Genomic DNA, 20515 nt, shown 5'->3' with positions numbered 1-20515 from the left:
ACACTTGAGTCTCAAGTGAAAGATCAAAAGATCGCAGCCTCGCTGCACTCGGCAGCTCCTGCAGGCTTCCCTCGCCACAACTGGGATCAGACCTTGACGATCCAGCCCGCCGGCGCTTCCACGTCGCCGGTCTGCACGCCGGTCAGCTCTTTATAGAGCTTCTGGGTGACCGGGCCGACTTCGGTTTCGCTGTAGAACACGTGCAGCTTGTCCTTGTAGCTGATGCCGCCGATCGGGCTGATCACCGCCGCGGTACCGCAGGCGCCGGCTTCCTTGAAGTCCGACAGCTTGTCGATGAACACATCACCTTCAACCACTTCCAGGCCCAGGCGGGTCTTGGCCAGTTCGATCAGCGACAGGCGGGTGATGCCCGGCAGGACCGAAGGGGAGTTGGGGGTGACGAATTTGTTGTCGTGGGTGATGCCGAAGAAGTTGGCCGAGCCGACTTCTTCGATTTTCGAATGGGTCAGCGGGTCGAGGTAGATGCAGTCGGCGAAGCTGGCCTTCTTGGCCTGGGAGCCGGGCATCAGGCTGGCGGCGTAGTTGCCACCGACCTTGGCCGCGCCGGTGCCTTGTGGGGCGGCGCGGTCGAAGCTGGAGATCAGGAAGTTGTGCGGGGTCAGGCCACCCTTGAAGTAGGCGCCGACCGGGATGCAGAAGACCGAGAAAATGAACTCGGGTGCGGTGCGCACGCCGATGTTGTCACCCACGCCGATCACGAAGGGACGCAGGTACAGCGCGCCGCCGGTGCCGTAAGGCGGGATGAAGCGCTCGTTGGCGCGAACCACTTGCTTGCAGGCGTCGATGAACTGTTCGGTGTCGACGTGCGGCATCAGCAGGCGGGCGCAGCTGCGCTGCATGCGGGCGGCGTTCTGGTCCGGGCGGAACAGGTTGATCGAGCCGTCCTTGCAGCGATAGGCCTTGAGGCCTTCGAAGCACTGCTGGCCGTAGTGCAGGGCGGTGGAGCCCTCGCTGATGTGCAGCACGTTGTCGTCGGTCAGGGTGCCGGCGTCCCAGGCGCCATCGCGCCAGTGCGACAGGTAGCGCTTGTCGGTCTTGATGTAGTCAAAGCCCAGTTTGTCCCAATTGATGCTCTCGTTACCCATGACACCCTCTATATCTTCGTAGCCGTCGAAACGGTCAAGGCTTCTGACGTTTTTTGGATGGGGACAACAATACTTCATTCCGGGGGTGTTTCGCAGCCTCACTCGCATGATTGTTCCCACGCTCCGCGTGGGAACACTTCAACGGACGCTCCGCGTTCGGCTTTGGGACGCGGAGCGTCCCTGGCTGCATTCCCCCGCGGAGCGTGGGAACGATCCTCAGGTCACACATGCAACGCATGCCCCAGCGCCCGCAGCGCCGTTTCCTGCACCGCCTCGCCCAGTGTCGGATGGGCATGGATGGTGCCAGCGATGTCTTCCAGCCGTGCGCCCATTTCCAGGGACTGGCCGAATGCGGTGGACAGTTCCGAGACGCCGACACCGACCGCTTGCCAGCCAACGATCACATGGTTGTCCCGACGGGCAACCACCCGTACAAAACCACTCTTCGATTCCAGGGTCATCGCCCGGCCATTGGCGGCGAACGGGAAGCTGGAAACGATGCAATCCAGGCCGGCTGCCTTGGCTTCGTCCGGCGTCTTGCCCACCACCACCAGCTCCGGATCGGTGAAGCACACGGCCGCGATGGCCGTCGGGTTGAACTCGCGAGGCTGGCCGGCGATCAGTTCGGCGACCATCTCGCCCTGGGCCATGGCCCGGTGGGCGAGCATCGGTTCGCCGCTCAGGTCGCCGATGGCCCAGACGTTGCGCATGCTGGTCTGGCAGCGACTGTCGATTTTCAGCGCCAAGCCGTTCATCGCCAGGTTCAAGGCTTCGAGGTTCCAGCCTTGGGTATTGGGCTTGCGACCGACCGCCACCAGGACCCGGTCGGTGTCCAGGTTCAAGGTGTCGCCGGCGGGGTCACGCACCTGCAACGTGCTGGCCTGGGCATCGAAACCCTCGACGCTGTGCTTGAGGTACAGCTTCACGCCCAATTGCTTGAGCGCCTCATGCACCGGTTGGGTCAGCTCGCCGTCGTAGGCCGGCAGGATCCGTTCCTGGGCTTCGACCACGCTGACCTCGGCGCCGAGCTTGCGGTAGGCAATGCCCAGCTCCAGGCCGATGTAACCGCCACCGACCACCACCAGATGCTTGGGCACCGAGGTCGGAGCGAGGGCTTCGGTGGAGGAAACGATTGCCCCGCCGATGGGCAGCATCGGCAGGTCGACGCTTTTCGAGCCGGTCGCCAGCAGCAAATGTTCGCACTGGATGCGGCTATCGCCGACTTCAACGGTCTTGCCGTCGACCACCTTGGCCCAGCCATGAATGACCTGGACCTTGTGCTTTTTCAGCAGTGTCGCGACGCCTGTGGTCAGGCGATCGACGATGCCGTTCTTCCATTCCACGCTCTTGCCGATGTCCAGCACTGGCGACGACACGGTGATCCCGAGGGCTGAGCCCTGGCGGTGGTGTTGCGCCTGATGAAACTGCTCAGCCACGTGGATCAACGCCTTGGACGGAATGCAGCCGATGTTCAGGCACGTCCCGCCCAGCGCCTGGCCTTCCACGAGGATGGTCGGGATGCCCAGTTGGCCGGCGCGGATCGCCGCGACATAACCGCCGGGCCCGCCGCCAATGATCAGCAGGGTGGTATTCAAAGTCTGTTGCATGCCAGCTCCTGACATCAGTCCACAAACAAGGTGGCGGGTTGTTCGAGCAGGCCGCGCAGGGCCTGGATGAATTGCGCAGCATCCATGCCGTCGACCACCCGGTGATCGAAAGAGCTGGAGAGGTTCATCATCTTGCGAATCACCACCTGGCCCTTGAACACCACGGGCCGTTCGACGATTTTGTTCACGCCGACGATCGCCACTTCCGGCAGGTTCAGCACCGGTGTGCTGACGATCCCACCCAACGCGCCGAGGCTGGTCAGGGTGATGGTCGAGCCGGACAGTTCATCGCGGCTGGCCTTGCCATTGCGGGCCGCCGTGGCCAGCCGGGCGATTTCCGCCGCGCTGTCCCACAGGCTACGGGCCTCGGCATGACGCACCACCGGCACCATCAGGCCGACGTCGCTCTGGGTGGCAACACCGACGTGCACCGCACCGGAACGGGTGATGACCTGGGCTTGGTCGTCGTAGCGAGCGTTCATCTGCGGGAAATCCCGCAAGGCGACGACCAGGGCCCGCACCAGGAACGGCAGCAAGGTCAGCTTGCCACGGCTGGCGCCGTGTTTTTCATTCAGGTGAACCCGCAGCTCTTCGAGGGCGGTGACGTCGATTTCCTCGACGTAGCTGAAATGGGCGGCGCGCTGGGTGGCTTCCTGCATGCGCTGGGCGATCTTGCGCCGCATGCCGATCACCGGGATCTGCTGCTCGTCGTGGCGCTCGGCATAGCCTGAGCCGCCCTTGGCCGGCGTCGAAGGACCTTGGGCCAGATACGCCTCCAGGTCTTCGTGCAGCACCCGGCCGGCGGGGCCGCTGCCCTGGACCAGGCGCAGTTGAATGCCCAGGTCCAGCGCGTGTTTACGCACCGCCGGCGAGGCCAGTGGGCGCTCGTCGGGATCGCGGGCCACTGGGGCCTGGGGCTGCCGGGCCGGGTGTGGCGCAGCGACGGGATGTTCCGCTACGGGCTCGGGCGCTTTCTCAGGGGCTTTGAGCGGTGCAGGTTTGGCGGCCGGGGCCGCAGCAACGGGTTGTGCCGATTCCTTCAGGTTGCCGGCACCTTCCACTTCAATACGGATCAGTTCACTGCCCACCGCCATGACTTCACCCGGCTCACCGCCCAGGGCGATGACCCGGCCATGCACCGGCGAAGGGATGTCCACCATGGCCTTGTCGGTCATGACATCGGCCAGGACCTGATCCTCGGTCACCAGGTCACCGACCTTGACGTGCCACGCCGCCAGTTCAACTTCCGCAATGCCTTCGCCGATGTCCGGCATCTTGATAACGTGCGTGCCCATTCAGACCTCCATGACCCGTTTCAACGCCGCGCCCACACGGGACGGCCCTGGGAAATACGCCCATTCCTGCGCGTGCGGGTAGGGGGTATCCCAACCGGTGACACGCTCGATAGGCGCTTCCAGGTGGTGGAAGCAATGTTCCTGGACCAGCGACACCAGTTCGGCGCCAAAGCCGCAGGTGCGGGTGGCTTCGTGGACGATCACGCAGCGGCCGGTCTTCTTCACCGACTTGACGATGGTGTCCAGGTCCAGCGGCCAGAGGCTGCGCAAGTCGATGACTTCGGCGTCGATGCCGGTTTCCTCGGCAGCGGCCTGGGACACGTAGACCGTGGTGCCGTAGGTGAGGATGGTCACGTCCTTGCCCGGACGGGTGATGGCGGCGACATCCAGCGGCACCGTGTAGTAGCCGTCGGGTACCTGTGCCGTCGGGTGTTTCGACCAGGGCGTTACCGGGCGGTCGTGGTGGCCGTCGAACGGGCCGTTATACAGGCGCTTGGGTTCGAGGAAGATCACTGGGTCATCGTTCTCGATGGAAGCGATCAGCAGGCCCTTGGCGTCGTAGGGGTTCGATGGCATTACGGTGCGCAGGCCGCAGACCTGGGTGAACATCGCCTCGATACTCTGGCTGTGGGTCTGGCCGCCATAGATGCCGCCGCCGCAGGGCATGCGCAGGGTCATCGGCGCGGTGAACTCGCCGGCCGAGCGATAGCGCAGGCGCGCCGCTTCGGAAATGATCTGGTCCGAGGCCGGGTAGACGTAGTCGGCAAACTGGATCTCGGCCACCGGCCGCAATCCATAGGCGCCCATGCCCACGGCCACGCCGACGATGCCGCTTTCGGAGATCGGTGCGTCGAACACCCGCGAGGTGCCGTATTTGTTCTGCAGGCCTTCGGTGCAGCGGAACACGCCGCCGAAGTAACCCACGTCCTGGCCGAACACCACGACGTTGTCGTCACGTTCGAGCATCACGTCCATGGCCGAGCGCAGGGCCTGGATCATGGTCATGGTGGTAGTGGTCATGGCGGTATCCAACGCAATATTGGTGTTGTGATCGTTCATGTCAGATCCCCAACTGCTGACGCTGGCGCTTCAAGTGCTCCGGCATCTCTTTGTAGACGTCTTCGAACATCGTCGCGGCGCTCGGTACCTGGCCGCCGGCGAGGGTGCCGTACTGTTCGGCTTCCTTCTGGGCCGCAATGATCTGCGCTTCCAGCTTGGCGGTGACGGCGGTGTGTTCCTCTTCCGACCAGTGACCGATGCGGATCATGTGCTGCTTGAGACGGGCAATCGGGTCGCCCAACGGGAAATGGCTCCAGTCGTCGGCGGGGCGGTATTTGGAGGGATCATCAGAGGTGGAATGCGGGCCGGCGCGGTAGGTGACCCATTCGATCAGGGTTGGGCCGAGGTTGCGGCGGGCGCGTTCGGCGGCCCAGCGCGAGGCGGCGTAGACGGCCATGAAGTCGTTGCCATCGACCCGTAGCGAGGCGATGCCGCAGCCGACGCCGCGTCCGGCGAAGGTAGTGGCTTCGCCGCCGGCGATGGCCTGGAAGGTGGAGATCGCCCACTGGTTGTTGACCACGTTGAGGATCACCGGCGCCCGGTAGACGTGGGCGAAGGTGAGGGCGGTGTGGAAGTCCGACTCGGCGGTAGCACCGTCACCGATCCAGGAAGAAGCGATCTTGGTGTCGCCCTTGATCGCCGAGGCCATGCCCCAGCCCACGCCCTGGATGAACTGTGTAGCGAGGTTGCCGGAGATGGTGAAGAAGCCGGCTTCCTTGACCGAATACATGATCGGCAACTGCCGGCCCTTGAGCGGGTCACGCTCGTTGGACAGCAGTTGGCAGATCATGTCCACCAGCGGCACGTCGCGGGCCATCAGGATGCTCTGCTGGCGATAGGTGGGGAAGCACATGTCGTCGATGTTCAGCGCCAGGGCCTGGCCGCTGCCGATGGCTTCCTCGCCGAGGCTCTGCATGTAGAACGACATCTTTTTCTGGCGCTGGGCGACCACCATGCGGTTGTCGTAGATCCGCGTCTTGAGCATGGCACGCATGCCCTTGCGCAGGATGTCGAGGGGAATGTCTTCGGCCCATGGGCCGTGGGCGTTGCCCTGGTCGTCGAGCACGCGGATGAGGCTGCGGGCCAGGTCGGCGGTATCGGACGGTTCAACATCGATGGAGGGTTTGCGCACCGTGCCGGCATCGCTCAGATGCAGGTAGGAGAAGTCGGTCTTGCAGCCGGGACGGCCCGAAGGTTCAGGGACGTGCAGGCGTAGCGGTTCATACGCTGGGTTCATGGCTTTCTACGCTCGATCTTGTGAATTTCTTGTAGTGGGCGCGCTAGCTGACAAATCCCCCGGTTAAGGAGAATTGTCCTACAACAATCATAGGCTCGACGGCGAAGAATATTTTTCTCTGTTGGCTTGCTGTTCAGACTGTTTGCAGATAAAAAATCTGCACAACGATAAAAAACAGGATTATTTGTCTCATGCGTAAACTGGATCGCACCGACATCGGCATTCTGAACAGCCTTCAGGAGAACGCCCGCATTACCAATGCTGACCTTGCCCGTTCGGTCAACCTTTCGCCGACGCCGTGTTTCAACCGGGTCCGGGCCATGGAGGAGCTGGGGGTGATCCGCGAGCAGGTCACCCTGCTGGATGCCGACCTGCTGGGCTTGCATGTCAATGTGTTCATCCACGTCAGCCTGGAGAAGCAGGTGGAGGAGGCGCTGCAGCATTTCGAAGAGGCGATCTCCGACCGGCCCGAGGTGATGGAGTGCTACCTGATGGCGGGCGATCCGGATTACCTGATCCGTGTGCTGGTGCCGACGATCCAGTCCCTGGAGCGGTTCATGATGGACTTTTTGACCAAGGTCCCGGGGGTGGCGAATATCCGTTCGAGTTTCGCGCTCAAGCAGGTGCGCTACAAGACGGCGTTGCCGCTGCCGGCGAATGGGTTGACCTTGGGAACCTGAATCTATGGATCAACCGCGCTCCCACAGGGTTTGGCCTTCAGAGCTGGTTGAGCGGAATCTTCAGGTACGTCACCCCATTGTCCTCGGCCGGCGGCAGGTTGCCCGCCCGCACATTGACCTGGATCGCCGGCAACAGCAGCGTCGGCATGCCCAGCGTTGCGTCGCGCTGGGTGCGCATGGCGACGAACGTCGCTTCGTCGATGCCATCGTGGACGTGGATATTGTGCCGGCGTTGTTCGCCCACGGTACTCATGCAATGGGGTTCGCGATGCTCCGGTGGGTAGTCATGGCACACATACAGCCGCACGCCGGCGGGGAAGGCCAGCAGCCTGCGGATCGAGGCGTAGAGCTGATGGGCGTTGCCGCCGGGGAAGTCGCAACGGGCGGTCCCGACGTCGGGCATGAACAGCGTATCGCCCACCAGGATCACATCGTCGTCGATCAGGTAGGCCATGTCCGCCGGGGTGTGGCCGGGCACGTGCAGTGCAGTGGCCTTGAGGTTGCCGATGAAGAATGTTTCACCGGGGCCGAACAGATGATCGAACTGCGAACCGTCCACGGCAAATTGCGGTTCGAGGTTGAACAGGGTCTTGAAGGCACGCTGGACCTGATCGATGGATTGGCCGATGGCGATCTTGCCACCCAGTTCCCGACGCAGGTAGGGCGCAGCGGACAGGTGATCGGCGTGGGCGTGGGTTTCCAGCAGCCATTGCACGGTCAACCGGTGTTCGCGTACGAACGCGATCACCCGGTCGGCCTGTGTGGTGCCGCTGCGCCCCGAGGCCGGATCGTAGTCGAGCACCGGATCGACCACCGCGCATGGCCCGGCGTCCTGCTCATAAACGACATGGGTGTAGGTCTTTGACGCGGGGTCGAGGAAGCTTTGGATCTGCGCGGGCATGACGACTAACCTGTGCGGAAGGAACCGGTTGCAACATCTAAGGTTAGCAACATATGGTCCGCAGCTTAGTGAGGGCCACGGCGTCCTGCAAATGCGATCGCACCTGCCAACAGGTGTGCGCGGCGTGAGAGAAGCTTATGTTACTGGCAGGTTTTTTTGGCGTGGTCATGGGCCTGGTGCTGGGTCTGACGGGGGCGGGCGGCGGCATCCTCGCCGTTCCCGCCTTGGTGTTGGGCCTGGGCTTGACCATGACCCAGGCTGCGCCCGTGGCGTTGTTGGCCGTGGGCAGCTCGGCGGCGGTGGGCGCCATCGACGGCTTGCGCCATGGCCTGGTGCGTTATCGTGCGGCATTACTGATTGCGCTGTTGGGGGCGGTGTTTTCGCCGCTGGGCATCTACTTCGCCCATCAGCTCTCGGAAAAAATCCTGATGGTTCTGTTCAGCCTGTTGATGGTGCTGGTGGCAGCGCGCATGTTGCGCCGGGAAACCGCGCAACCCGGGCCGAGCGACCACGGTGCCGCCAGTTGGGGCCAGAAGAATTGCATGCTCGACCGCCAGACCGGACGCCTGGCCTGGACCGCCCGCTGCACCGCTACGTTGGCGGCGCTCGGCGCGGTGACGGGTGTGGTGTCCGGCCTGCTGGGTGTGGGCGGCGGCTTTCTGATCGTGCCGGCGTTCAAGCAACTGACCGACGTGCAGATGCGCGGGATCGTCGCGACGTCGCTGATGGTCATCAGCCTGATTTCGCTGATTGGCGTGGTGGGGGCCTTTCATGCCGGGGTGCGTATCGATCAGGTCGGGGCAGGATTCATCGTGGCCAGCATTGTCGGCATGATACTGGGCCGGCGGCTGGCGTCCCGAGTCCCGGCCCGGGTGCTGCAAGTGGGGTTTGCCGGGGTGTGCCTGGGGGTGGCGGTGTATATGCTCGTGCGGGCGTAGCGTACTTACACCCTGTAGCTTGTGATGCTTTTGTGGCGAGGGGATTTATCCCCGCTGGGCTGCGCAGCAGCCCAAAGCAACCCAATCAGTCTGTCTGACACAGCCGAGTCGCTTGGTTCTAGGGCTGCTTCGCACCCCAGCGGGGATAAATCCCCTCGCCACAGGTGTGTGGTCAGAACAACCGGCACCGCATCGAAAACCCCAACGCCACCGACTGACCTTGCTCCAGCAGCCGCAGCCCCGGCTTTCCTGGCAGGTGATGGGCATTGACCGGATGACTGACCGGCTCGATGCAGAAGAAGTCCAGGCCCACGGGACAGTACAGCAGGAAGTACTCGCTGCCACTGGCCCGGCATTCCAGTTCATAGCCCAGATCGGGTTGCTCGATCAGGCAGTGTCCATCCCAACCGCCGAAGCCATTGTCCACCAGCGTATCCGGCAGCACGCGGGGTTGCTGGAAATCCCAGTGCGCGGGGATGTCGCGCAGTTCGGTCGGCAGCTTCGTGGCATCGCACAGCCAGACTTCGGTGGCGCGGGTTTGCAGGCGGGTAGTGGCGGTGCGGGGAAAGTACGGATGCAGGCCCAGCCCGTGCCATGCCGGCTGCTCGGCCCGATGGGTGACGTGCATCGCCATTTGCAGCTGTCCGCCGCTCAAGCGGATCCGCAGGCTGGCGCCATAGGCGAACGGGTATTGACTGTCCAGTTGCAGCAGCGCGTGCTGAGGGCTCTGCTCGATCACCTGCCACGGCTGTTGCCAGGCGCTGCCATGAATCGGGAAGGGATCGTTGGGGCTGTTGGCTTCCAGTGCCAACCAGCCGCCGGGGCAATCGAAGCCGCCGTTGGCGATCCGGTTCGACCAGGGAATCAATGGAAAACAGCCGAGCTTACCGGGCAGGCCGTTCTCCACGGCCTGCGGTGCTGGCGGGCGTAGCAGTGGCTGGCCGTTGCTGCGCAGGGTCCAACTGACCAGGCTGGCACCCAGGTGTGGCGCCACGGTAAGGCGGGTCAGTTCGTCTTCGAGGTGCAGGAGGGATGTCATGTTGGCGTTGTCTGCAGGGTAGGAGGAGCGGTGCAAGGGTTTCTATGTGAACGCTGTTGTGGCGAGGGGATTCAGCGAAACGTCGCACCGCCCCGCTGGGCTGCAAAGCAGCCCCAAAGCATTCAACTCAATCTGCCTGACACACCGAGTTGGCTGGTTTTAGGGCTGCTTCGCAGCCCAGCGGGGCGGTGCGACGTTTCGCTAAATCCCCTCGCCACAAGGGGATTTGCTTCGGGTTACAACACCAGATGCGGCAACCACAGTGACAGCGCTGGAACGTAGGTCACCAGCATCAGTACCAGGAACAGCACGGCATAGAACGGCAGCAGCGCCTTGACAGTACTTTCGATGCTGACCTTGCCCACCGCCGAGCCGACGAACAGTACCGCACCCACCGGCGGTGTAATCAGCCCGATGCCCAGGTTGACCAGCATGATCATGCCGAACTGCACCGGGTCGACGCCGATGCCCATGATCACCGGCATCAGGATCGGCGTCAGGATCAGGATCAGCGGCGCCATGTCCATCACCGTACCGAGCAGCAGCAACATCACGTTGATGCACATCAGAATCACGTAGCGGTTGTCCGACAGGGTCAGGAACAGCGTGGTGATCTTCGCCGGGATCTGCATCAGCGTCATGATGTAGCCGAAACTGGCGGCAAAGCCGATCAGGATCATCACGATGGAGATGGTGCGGACCGTGCGGTGCATCAGCTTCGGCAGTTCACGCCACTTGTAGTCGCGGTAGATGAACATGGTCACGAAGAACGACCACAACACCGCGATGGCTGCCGATTCGGTGGCGGTGAAGATGCCCGACAGGATCCCGCCGAGGATGATCACCATCGCCATCAGGCCCCAGAGGGCTTCGCCGACGATTTTCAGCGCTTCGCGCATCGGGATGACTTCACCCTTGGGGTAGTCGCGCTTTTTCGCGAAGATCAGGCACAGCACCATCAGACAGGCGCTCATCAGCAGGCCCGGGACGATGCCGGCCATGAACAGCGAGGCAATCGACACCGTACCGCCGGCGGCCAGGGAGTAGAGCACCGAGTTGTGGCTTGGCGGGGTCAGCAGGGCCTGCACCGAACCACTGACGGTCACGGCGGTGGAGAAGTCCCGCGGATAGCCCTTGCGTTCCATTTCCGGAATCAGCACCGAGCCCACCGAAGCGGTGTCCGCCACGGAAGAACCGGAAATCGCCCCGAAGAAAGTCGATGCCACGATGTTGACCAACGACAGGCCGCCACGCACGAAGCCCACCAGCACGCCGGCACACGCCACCAACCGGCGGGACATGCCGCCCTCGGCCATGATCGCACCGGCCAGCACGAAGAACGGAATGGCCAGCAGCGAGAACTTGTTCACCCCGCCCGCCACCTGGATCATCACGGCCTGGAATGGAATGTCGATCCACCATGCACCGATCAGGGCAGCGGCGCCCAGGGCATAGGCGACCGGCATGCCGATCAGGATCAGAATGATAAAACTGCCCAGCAGAATCAGAGCGTCCATTAAGCGGCACCTTCACTTTCTTCAACCAGGTCGAACTGCACGACACGCCGTTTGCTCTGGTCACCGAGCAAGAGTTTCTCCAGCACGAAAATCAGGGTCAGCAGGCCGCCCACTGGAATCGGCAGGTAGGTGATGCCGACCCGCAGGGTAGGCAGGGCGCTCATGAACTGGTTCCAGGTCGACATGCACAACTTGGCGCCCCAGATGGTCATGAAGATGCAGATCATCGCCATCAGCAATTGGGAAAAAACCGACGCGGCGGTTTTCAGGTTGGGCGGCATGCGATCGGTGAGCATCGCCACCGCCATATGTGCACCCGCGCGGTAACTGGCGGCGGCACCGATGAAGGTGAACACCATCATCAGCAGGATTGCAGTGGGCTCCGGCCAGCTTGAGCCGGTACCGAGCACGTAGCGGGCGAACACGCCCCAGGGGATCATCAGGGAGATCGCCAGGACAGACAGGCCGGCCACCCAGATGCACGTCATGTAAATCCTATCGTTGATACGCAGCAGCAAATTCTTCATCGGGTTCCACCGTAAACCGGGCGCGCCTTGGGCAGCAGGCGCGCCGGGCCTTTTCAGGAGTACAGATCGAGGGGTTACTGAACGGCTTCGATTTTCTTGATCAGGTCGGCATACGGTGCGCCGTATTTGGCCCGCACTTGCGCGGTGGCGTCGTAGAAGGGTTTCTTGTCGACAGTGATGAACTCGACGCCGGCGGCCTTGAGTTTTTCCTCACTGGCGGCAGACTTCTTGTCCCACAGCGCGCGCTCATCCAGCTGGGCAGCCTTGGCGGCTTTCTTCACCAGGTCCTGTTGCGCCGGGGTGAGTTTTTCCCAGGTGATTTTCGACATCACGATCGGCTCGGGCAGGATCAGGTGACCGGTCAGGCTGTAGAACTTAGCGTTCTGGTAATGGTTGTGCTCGAGCATGGTCGGCGGGTTGTTTTCCGCGCCGTCGATCACGCCGGTCTGCAGGGCACTGAAGATCTCGCCGGTGTCCATGGCGATACCGTTGCCGCCCATGGCGTTGATGGTCTCGATGAACATCGGGTTGCCCTGCACGCGAATTTTCATGCCCTTGAGGTCTTCGAGCTTGCGTACCGGCTTCTTGGTGTAGAGGTTGCGCGTGCCGCCGTCCATCCAGGCCAGGGCCACCAGGCCGAATTCGGAGTGGGTGATGCGGTCGAGGATCTCGTCGCCGACGGGGCCATCGATGACATTACGCATGTGCTGCGTGTCACGGAAGATGAACGGCATGTTGAACACGTTCACGTCCGGCACCACCGGCCCGACGATGCCGAGGCTGACGCGGGTCATCTGGACAGCGCCGACCTGGGCTTGCTCGACGACTTCCTTTTCCGAGCCCAGCACGCCGCCAGGGAAGTACTTGAAGGTCAACTCGCCGTTGGTGTCCCTGGTCAGGGCCTTGCCCATGTTTTCCTCGGCGACCACGGTCGGGTAGCCCGCCGGGTGGATGTCGGCGAACTTGATTTCCAGGGCGTGCGCTGCTTGTGCCAGGAAGGCCAAGGGAAGCGCTGCGATCAGAAGGGTACGTTTGAAGTTCATGGTCAATCTCCTGTCTTGTTGTTTTTATGTGCTCATCCAGTGAAGCGGCAAAGCAGATCAGTTCGCTGAGTGTTGCAGCCCTCCAAACGCGGGTTCGGCCAGGCCCTTGACGCCGGGATTGAAGGCGAACACGCCTCCGGCCAGGGAGTGAGGATCAGTGTCGTCCCCGGGGCGGATCGAGGTGACGAACAGCGTGTCCAGACGACTGCCGCCAAAAGCGCACATCGTCGGTTTTTTCACCGGCACGAACAGCGAGCGGTCCAGCCGGCCATCGGGAGTGAAGCGATGGATCAGCCCGGCATCGTTGGCGCAGATCCAGTAGCAGCCCTCGGCGTCCACCGCCGCGCCGTCCGGGCGACCGGCCAATGGCAGCATGTCGACGAACACGCGCTGGTTGGAGGGCGTGCCGCTGTCGATGTCGTAGTCGAAGGCCCAGATCTGCTGCACCAGCGGGTGGGAGTCGGAGAGGTACATCGTCCGTCCATCCGGGCTGAAACCCAGGCCGTTGGGCACTATGAAGCCGCCCAACTGCGCCGCGACCGGGCTGCGTTGCCCGGCTTCGTAACGGTACATCCGGCCCTCGTTGGCGTTCGCGCCCATGTTCAGCACCATGCTGCCGGCCCAGAAACGGCCCTGGCGGTCGCAACGGCCATCGTTGAGGCGCATGTCGGTGCGGCTGTGCTCGACGCTGGCACACAGTTCGCTGTCCAGGCTGCCGTCGTCATTGGGGTGCAGGCGGAAGAAACCGCTCTCCATCCCAGCCACCCAGCCACCGTCCTGGTGACGGGCGATACAGGCGAGCATTTCGGGGGCTTGCCAACCCTTGAGCTGGCCGGTCCCGGCGTTCCAGCACTGCAGGCCGCCGCTGGGAATGTCCACCCAATACAGGGCGTTTTCCTCAGGCACCCACACCGGGCTTTCCCCGACGGCGTTGCGTGCATCGACAATCAGTTCGGCTTGCATGGTGATTCCCTTGTGCATTCGTATCCCATGGGTACAGGCGAATCAGTTGTCGAACGGGCCGGCCGCGACGAAGGCACCACCCTGATAGACCATGGCCGGATCATCGGCGGCCGGCATCGGCTGTGCTTCGATTTTGGCGCGGAAAATCTCGGAGCTGTCCTTGGGCTGGTAGCCCAGGTGCGCGGCGAGGCTGTTGTCCCACCAGACGTCACGGTTGGCGGACACGCCGTACACCACGGTGTGCCCGACGTTCGGGGCGTAGAGCGAACATTCGATCAACTGGGTCAGGTCGTCGTAGCTCAGCCAGGTGCTCATCATGCGGCGGTTCTGGGGTTCGACGAACGACGAGCCGATGCGGATGCTGACGGTCTCGATGCCGTAGCGATCGAAGTAGAAACTGGCCATGTCTTCGCCGTAGGACTTGGACAGGCCGTAGTAGCCATCCGGACGGCGAGGGGAGAGGGCGTCGAGGGCTTCGTCCTGCTTGTAGAAACCGATGACGTGGTTGGAGCTGGCGAAAATGACCCGTTTGACGCCATGTTTGCGGGCGGCTTCATAGAGGTGGAACACACCGCTGATGTTGGCACCGAGGATTTCCTCGAACGGGCGCTCGACCGAAACACCACCGAAATGCAGGATCGCGTCGACGCCCTCCACCAGTTGATGCACCGCCTGTTTATCGGACAGGTCGCAGAGCACCACTTCCTCGCTTTCATCGATGGCCGGGGTCATGTTGGCGATGTCCGACAGGCGAATGTGCCGGGCGAAAGGCTTGAGGCGTTCGCGCAGGACCTTGCCCAGGCCGCCGGCGGCACCGGTCAGCAGCAGGCGATTGAGAGGATGGCGGATCTGTGTCGTAGTCATGAAATTACCTGAGCAAACAGTGGGAGGTATCAATTGTTATAGGTTTGTATGACCGCTGGGAGACATCCTTGTCGTGACGACTGATCTACATACGCCACAATTCCCCTGTGGGAGCGAGCTTGCTCGCGATAGCGGTGGGTCAGCTTGCATAGAGGTTGGATGTACCGTCGCCATCGCGAGCAAGCTCGGCTCCCACAGTGGTTTGGCGTCGTGTGCAGATAATGTGTTCATCACAATCCCCTGTGGGAGCGAGCCCGCTCGCGATGACGACAGTCCAGTCGCCACCTGATCCAGCAGGCCCGCCGCAGCCGCGTTACAACAAACTCATCGGGTAGCTGATGAAGATCCGGTTCTCATCGAACTCATTGGTGCTGAAATCCCGCCGCAACGTCGAGTTGCGCCACTTCACGTTGAGATTCTTCAGCGCACCGCTCTGCACGGTGTACGCCAGCTCGCTCTCACGTCCCCATTCCTTGCCATCGTCCACCGTGGCGGTGTGCACGTTGTCGCCGCTGATGTAGCGGTTCATCAGGGTCAGGCCCGGTACACCGACGGCGGCGAAGTTGAAGTCGTGGCGCACCTGCCAGGATTTTTCCTTGGCGTTGTCGTAGCTGGAGTTGTAGCTGTCGTTGGCCAGGGTGCCGCCGCTGGTGCCGTTGACGCGCATCCAGGCGTCGTCGCCGCTGAGTTTCTGCAGGCCGACGTAGAAGGTGTTGCCACCGTACTTGGCCGAGAGCATGGCGAAGGCGGTCTTGTTGTCGAGGTCGCCGGCCAGGGCACTGCCGTTTTCCTTGCCGGTGAAGTAACCGAGGTTGGCGCCCAGGGTCCAGTCGCCGATGGGCTGGCTGTGGGTCAGGTTGAAGTATTGCTGTTGGTAGATGTCGCTCAGTTCCGAGTACCAGACGCCGACCTGGGTGCGTTTGTCGTTGAAGGCGTACTCGCCGCCACCGAAGTTGAAGCGGTCGGAGGTAAAGGCCGGGCGGCCGTTCATGAACATGTCTTCCATGCTCGCGTCGTTGCGTGGGCTGTTGCCACGGAACTGGCCGCCATAGAGGCTCAGGCCGCTGATCTCGGTGGAGGTGACCTGGCCGCCGCGGAAGGTTTGCGGCAGGGAACGACCGTCGTCGGAACGCAGGATCGGCAACACCGGCATCCATTCGCCGACCTTCAATTCGGTCTTCGACACCTTGGCCTTGAGAGCCACACCGAGGCGCCCGAAGTCATCGGCCGGACGCCCGTCATCGTGGACCGGCAGCAACTGGGTGCCGGCGGTGCCTTTGCCGCCATCGAGCTTGAGCGAGTACAGGCCCAGCACGTCCATGCCGAAACCCACCGTGCCCTGGGTGAAACCGGACTTGGCGTCGAGGATGAAACTCTGGGTCCATTCCTCGGCCTTGCCCTGAGCGTTTCTCGGGTTGGTGAAGTTGCGGTTGAAGTAGGCGTTGCGCAGAGTCAGCGTGGCCTTGGCGTCATCGACGAAACCTTCGGCGTGGGCGGTGACTGGCAGGAACGCGGCCAGGCCGCTGCAACCGAGCAAGAGCATTGCGGGACTGGAATGGAGAAGGGTACGGCGGGTTGGACGGTTGTCGGGCGAAAAACGGACGCGTGTGCTCACTATGACGGCTCCCTACTTTTTTGTTGTTTTTATTTGTCATACGTCGTCGTACAACATGGCGTGGATTATTTGTGGGGACGTGGCGCGTTGTCAACTGGCCATGATTGCAATAATCCAATTGGCGCGGGGCTGAGAATTGACTGGTTCAAGGGTTGTAGCAAAGTGAAGTGCAGGAGAAGGCCTTGGTGGAGGCCCAACGCACCCGCGTTACGGTCGCAGTGGTGACAAATAGTTATGCGATGACTGGTCTAAGACATTAGTCGAAGAACCACGCCCGAAGGTTCACTACAGCTTTTTTGTGGCGAGGGGATTTATCCCCGCTGGGCTGCGCAGCAGCCCAAATTCCTGATACTCGGTGTATCAGACATATTGTGTTCTGAGTGTTTTGGGGGCTGCTTCGCAGCCCAGCGGGGATAAATCCCCTCGCCACAAGAGCATCTGTATACGCTCGGCTGGATACGAACATGATCCGACGGGAGCGAGCAGGCTCGCTCCCACAGGGAACTCCTGTGTTTTCGACAGTGGGTGAATGCTAGTCTTGGGCATCGCTGTTGCCAGGGAGCCCTCATGGGCAATCACAAGATCGAGATTCGTCGCAGTAACGTCGAGAAAATCCTGTTGGCCGCCGAGAAAGTCTTTGCCGAGAAGGGCTTCGGCAGTACCGCCATGGCCGACATCGCCGCTGAAGTGCAGTTGCCCCGTTCCAACCTGCATTACTACTTCAGCACCAAGAGCGAGCTGTACAGCGCCGTGCTGTTCGATCTGCTGGAAGTCTGGAAGCAGGACGCCTTGTGCTTCGAGATGTTCGACGATCCGCGGGTGGTGCTCAGCAGCTACATCCGCGCCAAGATGAACCACTCCCGCAGCCGGCCCTATGGCTCCAAGGTCTGGGCCAACGAGGTGATCCATGGCGCGCCGACACTGGGGCAGGCGCTGGACGCCAGTCTCTATGAATGGGCCAAGATGAAGGAAGCGAAAATTCGCCAATGGGTGGACGACAAACGCATCCTGCCGGTGGAGCCTTCAAGCCTGCTCTACATGATCTGGGCCTCGACCCAGCACTACGCCGACTTCGACCACCAGATCAACATCCTCAACGATCACCAGCCGCTGTCGGACATGCAGTTCGAGCGGGCGGTGCAGACGGTGACCGGGGTGATTTTGCGGGGGATCGGGTTGGAGCCCTGAAACTGTGGTGTGGCTGATGGCCTCATCGCGAGCAAGCTCGCTCCCACAGGGGATCTCTGGCGAACACAGGTTCTGAGTTCGCAACAAATCTCCTGTGGGAGCGAGCTTGCTCGCGATGGCGTCAGCCCAGACGCGTCAAATCTCAAACCGCTACATGATAGGGATTACGCGGATCATGATCCCAATCCAGAAACGGCTTGCCCGTTTCCACCGGCACCATCTCGATGCAATCCTGCACCGGGCAGGTGATCTGGCACAGGTTGCAGCCCACGCACTCTTCATCGATCACTTCATATTTTCGCGTTCCGTCAGTTTGCTTGTGGCTGGCGATGGCCTGGTGCGAAGTGTCTTCGCAGGCGATGTGGCAGCGGCCGCAGCCGATGCACGCTTGCTGGTCGATTTTTGCGATGACCTGGTAATTGATGTCCAGGTACTTCCAGTCGGTGGTGTTGCCCACCGCACGACCTGAGAACGCCTGGAGGTTGGCGTGGCCTTGGCTGTCCATCCAGCGTGACAGGCCGTCCTTCATCTCTTCCACAATGCGAAAACCATGCAGCATCGCCGCCGTGCACACCTGCACCGCGCCGCTGCCCAGGGCGATGAATTCCGCGGCGTCGCGCCAACTGCCGATGCCACCGATGCCGCAGATGGGCAAGCCGCGGGTCTGCGGGTCACGGGCGATTTCCGCGACCATGTTCAGGGCGATGGGCTTGACCGCCGAGCCACAGTAACCGCCATGGGTGCTCTGGCTGCCGACCGTAGGCAGTGCGACCATGCGGTCCAGGTCGACGCTGGTGATGGAGTTGATGGTGTTGATCAGCGACACCGCATCCGCGCCACCGCGATGGGCCGCCCGGGCGGCGACGCGGATGTCGGTGATGTTCGGCGTGAGCTTGACGATCACCGGCAACGAGCAATAGGTCTTGCACCAGCGGGTCACCTGTTCGACGTACTCCGGCACCTGGCCGACCGCCGCACCCATGCCCCGTTCCGGCATGCCGTGGGGGCAGCCGAAGTTCAGCTCGATACCGTCGGCACCGGTGGCTTCCACCAACGGCAGGATGTGTTTCCACGACTCTTCGACACAGGGCACCATCAGCGACACGACCAGCGCCCGGTCTGGCCAGTCCTTTTTCACCTGGGTGATTTCCCGCAGGTTGATCTCCAGGGAGCGGTCGGTGATCAGCTCGATGTTATTGATGCCCAACACCTCGCGATTCGCGCCGAAGTGCGCCGAATAGCGCGACGACACGTTCACCGCCGCCGGGTCTTCCCCCAGGGTTTTCCAGACCACGCCACCCCAGCCGGCCTCGAAGGCGCGGACCACGTTGTAGGCCTTGTCGGTGGGCGGGGCGGAGGCCAGCCAGAACGGGTTGGGGGCTTTGATGCCGGCGAAGACAATCGACAGATCGGCCATTTACGCAGCCTCCACGTTGAGCATGAGTTGGGCATTGATCGCCTCGGCGGCGAGCTTGCCGTGTTGCACTGCCTGTACGGTGAGGTCCTGGTCCAGGCTGGTGCAATCGCCGCCGGCATACACGCCGGGAACGCTGGTGCGCAGTTGTTCGTCCACCAGGATCCGTCCGTCCTGGCGCTTGAGCTCCCGGGCCAGCGGGTCCGCCAGCGCGTCCGCGTCGAAGGCCTGGCCGATGGCCTTGAAAATGCCGTCGGCGGGCAGCTCGAAGGTTTCGGCATCGATGACCAGTCGACCGTTTTCCAGATGGGTGCGGGAAAACCTCATGCCGCGCACCTGTCCGGTCTCGTCGAGCAGCACTTGTTGCGGCTGGGCCCAGGTCAGCAGGCGGACCTGATTGGCCTTGGCGATGTCCTGCTCATGACCAGTCGCGCCCATGTCCTCCAGACCGCGACGGTAGACCAGAGTGACGTCGCGGGCGCCGAGGCGGGCCATCTGCACGGCCATGTCGATGGCGGTGTTGCCGGCACCGAGCACGATGCAGCGGTCGGCCAACGGCAATTGGCTGAGATCGTCGGCCTGGCGCAGCTCGCGGATATACTCGGTGGCGGCCAGCAGCCCCGGCGCCTGCTCGTCGCTCAGGCCCAGTTGTTTGCTGGCGGCGAGGCCGAGGCCGAGGAACACCGCATCGAACTGTTGATGCAGTTCGCTCAGGCTGAGGTTCTCGCCCAGCTTCTGACCGTGACGGATTTCGATGCCGCCGATCTCCAGCAGAAAGTCCAGTTCGCGCTGGGCGTAATCGTCCACCAGCTTGTACTTGGCGATCCCATATTCATTGAGGCCGCCGGCCTTGTCCCGGGCTTCGAAAATCACCACGTCATGGCCGTGCATCGCACTGCGGTGAGCGCAGGACAGGCCCGCCGGGCCGGCACCGACCACGGCGATACGCTTGCCGGTGGCGGCAGCCCGTTTGAACGGGTGTTCGCTGAAGTGGGCATTGTCCACGGCGTAGCGCTGCAACAGGCCGATCAACACCGGGGCGCATTCGTGGCTGTTGTTGCGTACGCAGGCTTGCTGGCAGAGGATTTCCGTAGGGCAGACCCGGGCGCAACTGCCGCCGAGGATGTTGGCCGAGAGAATCTTCTGGGCCGCGCCCTGGACATTGTCCTGGTGGATGTTGCGAATGAACGAAGGAATATCGATGTCGCTCGGGCAAGAGTTCACGCAGGGGGCGTCGTAGCAGTACAGGCACCGGGACGCTTCCAGATGGGCCTGTCGGGCGTTGAGTGGTGGTGCCAGGTCGCTGAAGCGGGCGGCGAGGGTGGTCGGGTCTTCCAGGGAATGGGGGAGGTGGCTCAAGGGCTGGATCATGGAATGGGCCTCACGGTGTTTGAGGTGCTGCCTCTGGTGGGCAGTGTTTTTTGGGGCCTGTGCTGGCCTCATCGCGAGCAGGCTCGCTCCCACATTTGAAATGCGGTCCCCTGTGGGAGCGAGCTTGCTCGCGATAGGCCGAAGGCCTCGA

General features: G+C 62.5%; 18 protein-coding genes. 3 read left to right on the top strand and 15 right to left on the bottom strand.

Going from position 1 to position 20515, the window contains the following annotated elements:
• Positions 1-86 precede the first annotated feature (86 nt).
• The 5 genes from LOY67_RS16765 to LOY67_RS16745 form a co-directional block, all read right to left on the bottom strand.
• Positions 87-1106 carry a branched-chain amino acid aminotransferase gene (locus LOY67_RS16765; protein WP_265063552.1) on the bottom strand — a complete coding sequence of 340 codons (1020 nt, stop codon included), beginning with the start codon at positions 1104-1106 and terminating at the stop codon, positions 87-89.
• Positions 1107-1327: 221 nt separating this feature from the next.
• Complete coding sequence (lpdA, locus tag LOY67_RS16760; RefSeq protein WP_265063551.1) at positions 1328-2713, bottom strand: dihydrolipoyl dehydrogenase; 1386 nt, start codon at positions 2711-2713, stop codon at positions 1328-1330.
• A 14-nt stretch (positions 2714-2727) separates the two neighbouring features.
• Positions 2728-4008 carry a dihydrolipoamide acetyltransferase family protein gene (locus LOY67_RS16755; protein WP_265063550.1) on the bottom strand — a complete coding sequence of 427 codons (1281 nt, stop codon included), beginning with the start codon at positions 4006-4008 and terminating at the stop codon, positions 2728-2730.
• Positions 4009-5067, bottom strand: a complete 1059-nt coding sequence (locus LOY67_RS16750) for an alpha-ketoacid dehydrogenase subunit beta (protein WP_144925260.1) — start codon at positions 5065-5067, stop codon at positions 4009-4011.
• Position 5068: 1 nt separating this feature from the next.
• Entirely contained in the window at positions 5069-6304 is a 1236-nt protein-coding gene (locus tag LOY67_RS16745; RefSeq protein WP_265063549.1) for a 3-methyl-2-oxobutanoate dehydrogenase (2-methylpropanoyl-transferring) subunit alpha, read from the bottom strand.
• A gap of 191 nt (positions 6305-6495) precedes the next feature.
• Here LOY67_RS16745 and bkdR point away from each other — a divergent pair, with 191 nt between their 5' ends.
• The gene (gene bkdR / locus LOY67_RS16740; RefSeq protein ID WP_003202929.1) at positions 6496-6984 is read left to right on the top strand and encodes a Bkd operon transcriptional regulator BkdR; all 489 of its coding nucleotides are present in this window, start codon (positions 6496-6498) and stop codon (positions 6982-6984) included.
• Between the two features lie 37 nt (positions 6985-7021).
• On the opposite strand, the gene LOY67_RS16735 is transcribed toward bkdR, so the two are convergent.
• The gene (locus LOY67_RS16735; RefSeq protein ID WP_265063548.1) at positions 7022-7885 is read right to left on the bottom strand and encodes an MBL fold metallo-hydrolase; all 864 of its coding nucleotides are present in this window, start codon (positions 7883-7885) and stop codon (positions 7022-7024) included.
• A gap of 137 nt (positions 7886-8022) precedes the next feature.
• Here LOY67_RS16735 and LOY67_RS16730 point away from each other — a divergent pair, with 137 nt between their 5' ends.
• Entirely contained in the window at positions 8023-8823 is an 801-nt protein-coding gene (locus tag LOY67_RS16730; RefSeq protein ID WP_265063547.1) for a sulfite exporter TauE/SafE family protein, read from the top strand.
• 172 nt (positions 8824-8995) lie between these two features.
• On the opposite strand, the gene LOY67_RS16725 is transcribed toward LOY67_RS16730, so the two are convergent.
• From LOY67_RS16725 to LOY67_RS16695, 7 genes are all read right to left on the bottom strand, one after another.
• Complete coding sequence (locus tag LOY67_RS16725) at positions 8996-9862, bottom strand: aldose 1-epimerase (protein WP_265063546.1); 867 nt, start codon at positions 9860-9862, stop codon at positions 8996-8998.
• A gap of 236 nt (positions 9863-10098) precedes the next feature.
• Positions 10099-11379: a TRAP transporter large permease gene (locus LOY67_RS16720; RefSeq protein ID WP_265063545.1), complete on the bottom strand. Its 1281-nt coding sequence runs from the start codon at positions 11377-11379 to the stop codon at positions 10099-10101.
• Positions 11379-11906 (bottom strand): TRAP transporter small permease, encoded by a 528-nt coding sequence (locus LOY67_RS16715; RefSeq protein WP_265063544.1) that lies wholly within the window; start codon positions 11904-11906, stop codon positions 11379-11381. The genes LOY67_RS16720 and LOY67_RS16715 overlap by 1 nt, the downstream gene beginning before the upstream one ends.
• A 74-nt stretch (positions 11907-11980) precedes the next feature.
• Complete coding sequence (locus tag LOY67_RS16710) at positions 11981-12949, bottom strand: TRAP transporter substrate-binding protein (protein ID WP_265063543.1); 969 nt, start codon at positions 12947-12949, stop codon at positions 11981-11983.
• A 57-nt stretch (positions 12950-13006) separates the two neighbouring features.
• Positions 13007-13912, bottom strand: coding sequence for an SMP-30/gluconolactonase/LRE family protein (locus tag LOY67_RS16705; protein WP_265063542.1), 906 nt, complete (start codon positions 13910-13912; stop codon positions 13007-13009).
• A 42-nt stretch (positions 13913-13954) separates the two neighbouring features.
• A complete protein-coding gene (locus tag LOY67_RS16700; protein ID WP_265063541.1) occupies positions 13955-14776 on the bottom strand; it encodes an NAD-dependent epimerase/dehydratase family protein in 822 nt (273 codons plus the stop codon).
• A gap of 313 nt (positions 14777-15089) precedes the next feature.
• On the bottom strand, positions 15090-16319 hold the full coding sequence (locus LOY67_RS16695; RefSeq protein WP_265067780.1) for an OprD family porin: 1230 nt from the start codon (positions 16317-16319) through the stop codon (positions 15090-15092).
• A 639-nt stretch (positions 16320-16958) separates the two neighbouring features.
• Between LOY67_RS16695 and LOY67_RS16690 the strand changes: the two genes are divergently transcribed.
• Positions 16959-17579, top strand: a complete 621-nt coding sequence (locus tag LOY67_RS16690; RefSeq protein ID WP_265063540.1) for a TetR/AcrR family transcriptional regulator — start codon at positions 16959-16961, stop codon at positions 17577-17579.
• 142 nt (positions 17580-17721) lie between these two features.
• Here the strand turns inward: LOY67_RS16690 and preA are convergent, their stop codons facing one another.
• Positions 17722-18996: an NAD-dependent dihydropyrimidine dehydrogenase subunit PreA gene (preA, locus tag LOY67_RS16685; RefSeq protein ID WP_265063539.1), complete on the bottom strand. Its 1275-nt coding sequence runs from the start codon at positions 18994-18996 to the stop codon at positions 17722-17724.
• On the bottom strand, positions 18997-20364 hold the full coding sequence (locus LOY67_RS16680; RefSeq protein WP_265063538.1) for an NAD(P)-dependent oxidoreductase: 1368 nt from the start codon (positions 20362-20364) through the stop codon (positions 18997-18999). It lies immediately after the preceding gene.
• Positions 20365-20515: the final 151 nt, after the last annotated feature.

Source organism: Pseudomonas sp. B21-056, assembly GCF_026016325.1.
GTDB lineage: Bacteria > Pseudomonadota > Gammaproteobacteria > Pseudomonadales > Pseudomonadaceae > Aquipseudomonas.
Note: the sequence above shows the minus strand (reverse complement) of the source record. Positions and strands in the feature narration are given on the sequence as shown.

Bases quoted from the DNA above. Each gene is read 5' to 3' on its own strand.
- preA (WP_265063539.1), bottom strand. From the start codon at position 18,996: ATGGCCGATCTGTCGATTGTCTTCGCCGGCATCAAAGCCCCCAACCCG.
- LOY67_RS16730 (WP_265063547.1), top strand. From the start codon at position 8,023: ATGTTACTGGCAGGTTTTTTTGGCGTGGTCATGGGCCTGGTGCTGGGT.
- LOY67_RS16720 (WP_265063545.1), bottom strand. From the start codon at position 11,379: ATGGACGCTCTGATTCTGCTGGGCAGTTTTATCATTCTGATCCTGATC.
- LOY67_RS16705 (WP_265063542.1), bottom strand. From the start codon at position 13,912: ATGCAAGCCGAACTGATTGTCGATGCACGCAACGCCGTCGGGGAAAGC.
- LOY67_RS16745 (WP_265063549.1), bottom strand. From the start codon at position 6,304: ATGAACCCAGCGTATGAACCGCTACGCCTGCACGTCCCTGAACCTTCG.
- LOY67_RS16715 (WP_265063544.1), bottom strand. From the start codon at position 11,906: ATGAAGAATTTGCTGCTGCGTATCAACGATAGGATTTACATGACGTGC.
- LOY67_RS16710 (WP_265063543.1), bottom strand. From the start codon at position 12,949: ATGAACTTCAAACGTACCCTTCTGATCGCAGCGCTTCCCTTGGCCTTC.
- lpdA (WP_265063551.1), bottom strand. From the start codon at position 2,713: ATGCAACAGACTTTGAATACCACCCTGCTGATCATTGGCGGCGGGCCC.
- LOY67_RS16765 (WP_265063552.1), bottom strand. From the start codon at position 1,106: ATGGGTAACGAGAGCATCAATTGGGACAAACTGGGCTTTGACTACATC.
- LOY67_RS16680 (WP_265063538.1), bottom strand. From the start codon at position 20,364: ATGATCCAGCCCTTGAGCCACCTCCCCCATTCCCTGGAAGACCCGACC.
- LOY67_RS16750 (WP_144925260.1), bottom strand. From the start codon at position 5,067: ATGAACGATCACAACACCAATATTGCGTTGGATACCGCCATGACCACT.
- LOY67_RS16755 (WP_265063550.1), bottom strand. From the start codon at position 4,008: ATGGGCACGCACGTTATCAAGATGCCGGACATCGGCGAAGGCATTGCG.
- bkdR (WP_003202929.1), top strand. From the start codon at position 6,496: ATGCGTAAACTGGATCGCACCGACATCGGCATTCTGAACAGCCTTCAG.
- LOY67_RS16735 (WP_265063548.1), bottom strand. From the start codon at position 7,885: ATGCCCGCGCAGATCCAAAGCTTCCTCGACCCCGCGTCAAAGACCTAC.
- LOY67_RS16690 (WP_265063540.1), top strand. From the start codon at position 16,959: ATGGGCAATCACAAGATCGAGATTCGTCGCAGTAACGTCGAGAAAATC.
- LOY67_RS16700 (WP_265063541.1), bottom strand. From the start codon at position 14,776: ATGACTACGACACAGATCCGCCATCCTCTCAATCGCCTGCTGCTGACC.
- LOY67_RS16725 (WP_265063546.1), bottom strand. From the start codon at position 9,862: ATGACATCCCTCCTGCACCTCGAAGACGAACTGACCCGCCTTACCGTG.
- LOY67_RS16695 (WP_265067780.1), bottom strand. From the start codon at position 16,319: ATGCTCTTGCTCGGTTGCAGCGGCCTGGCCGCGTTCCTGCCAGTCACC.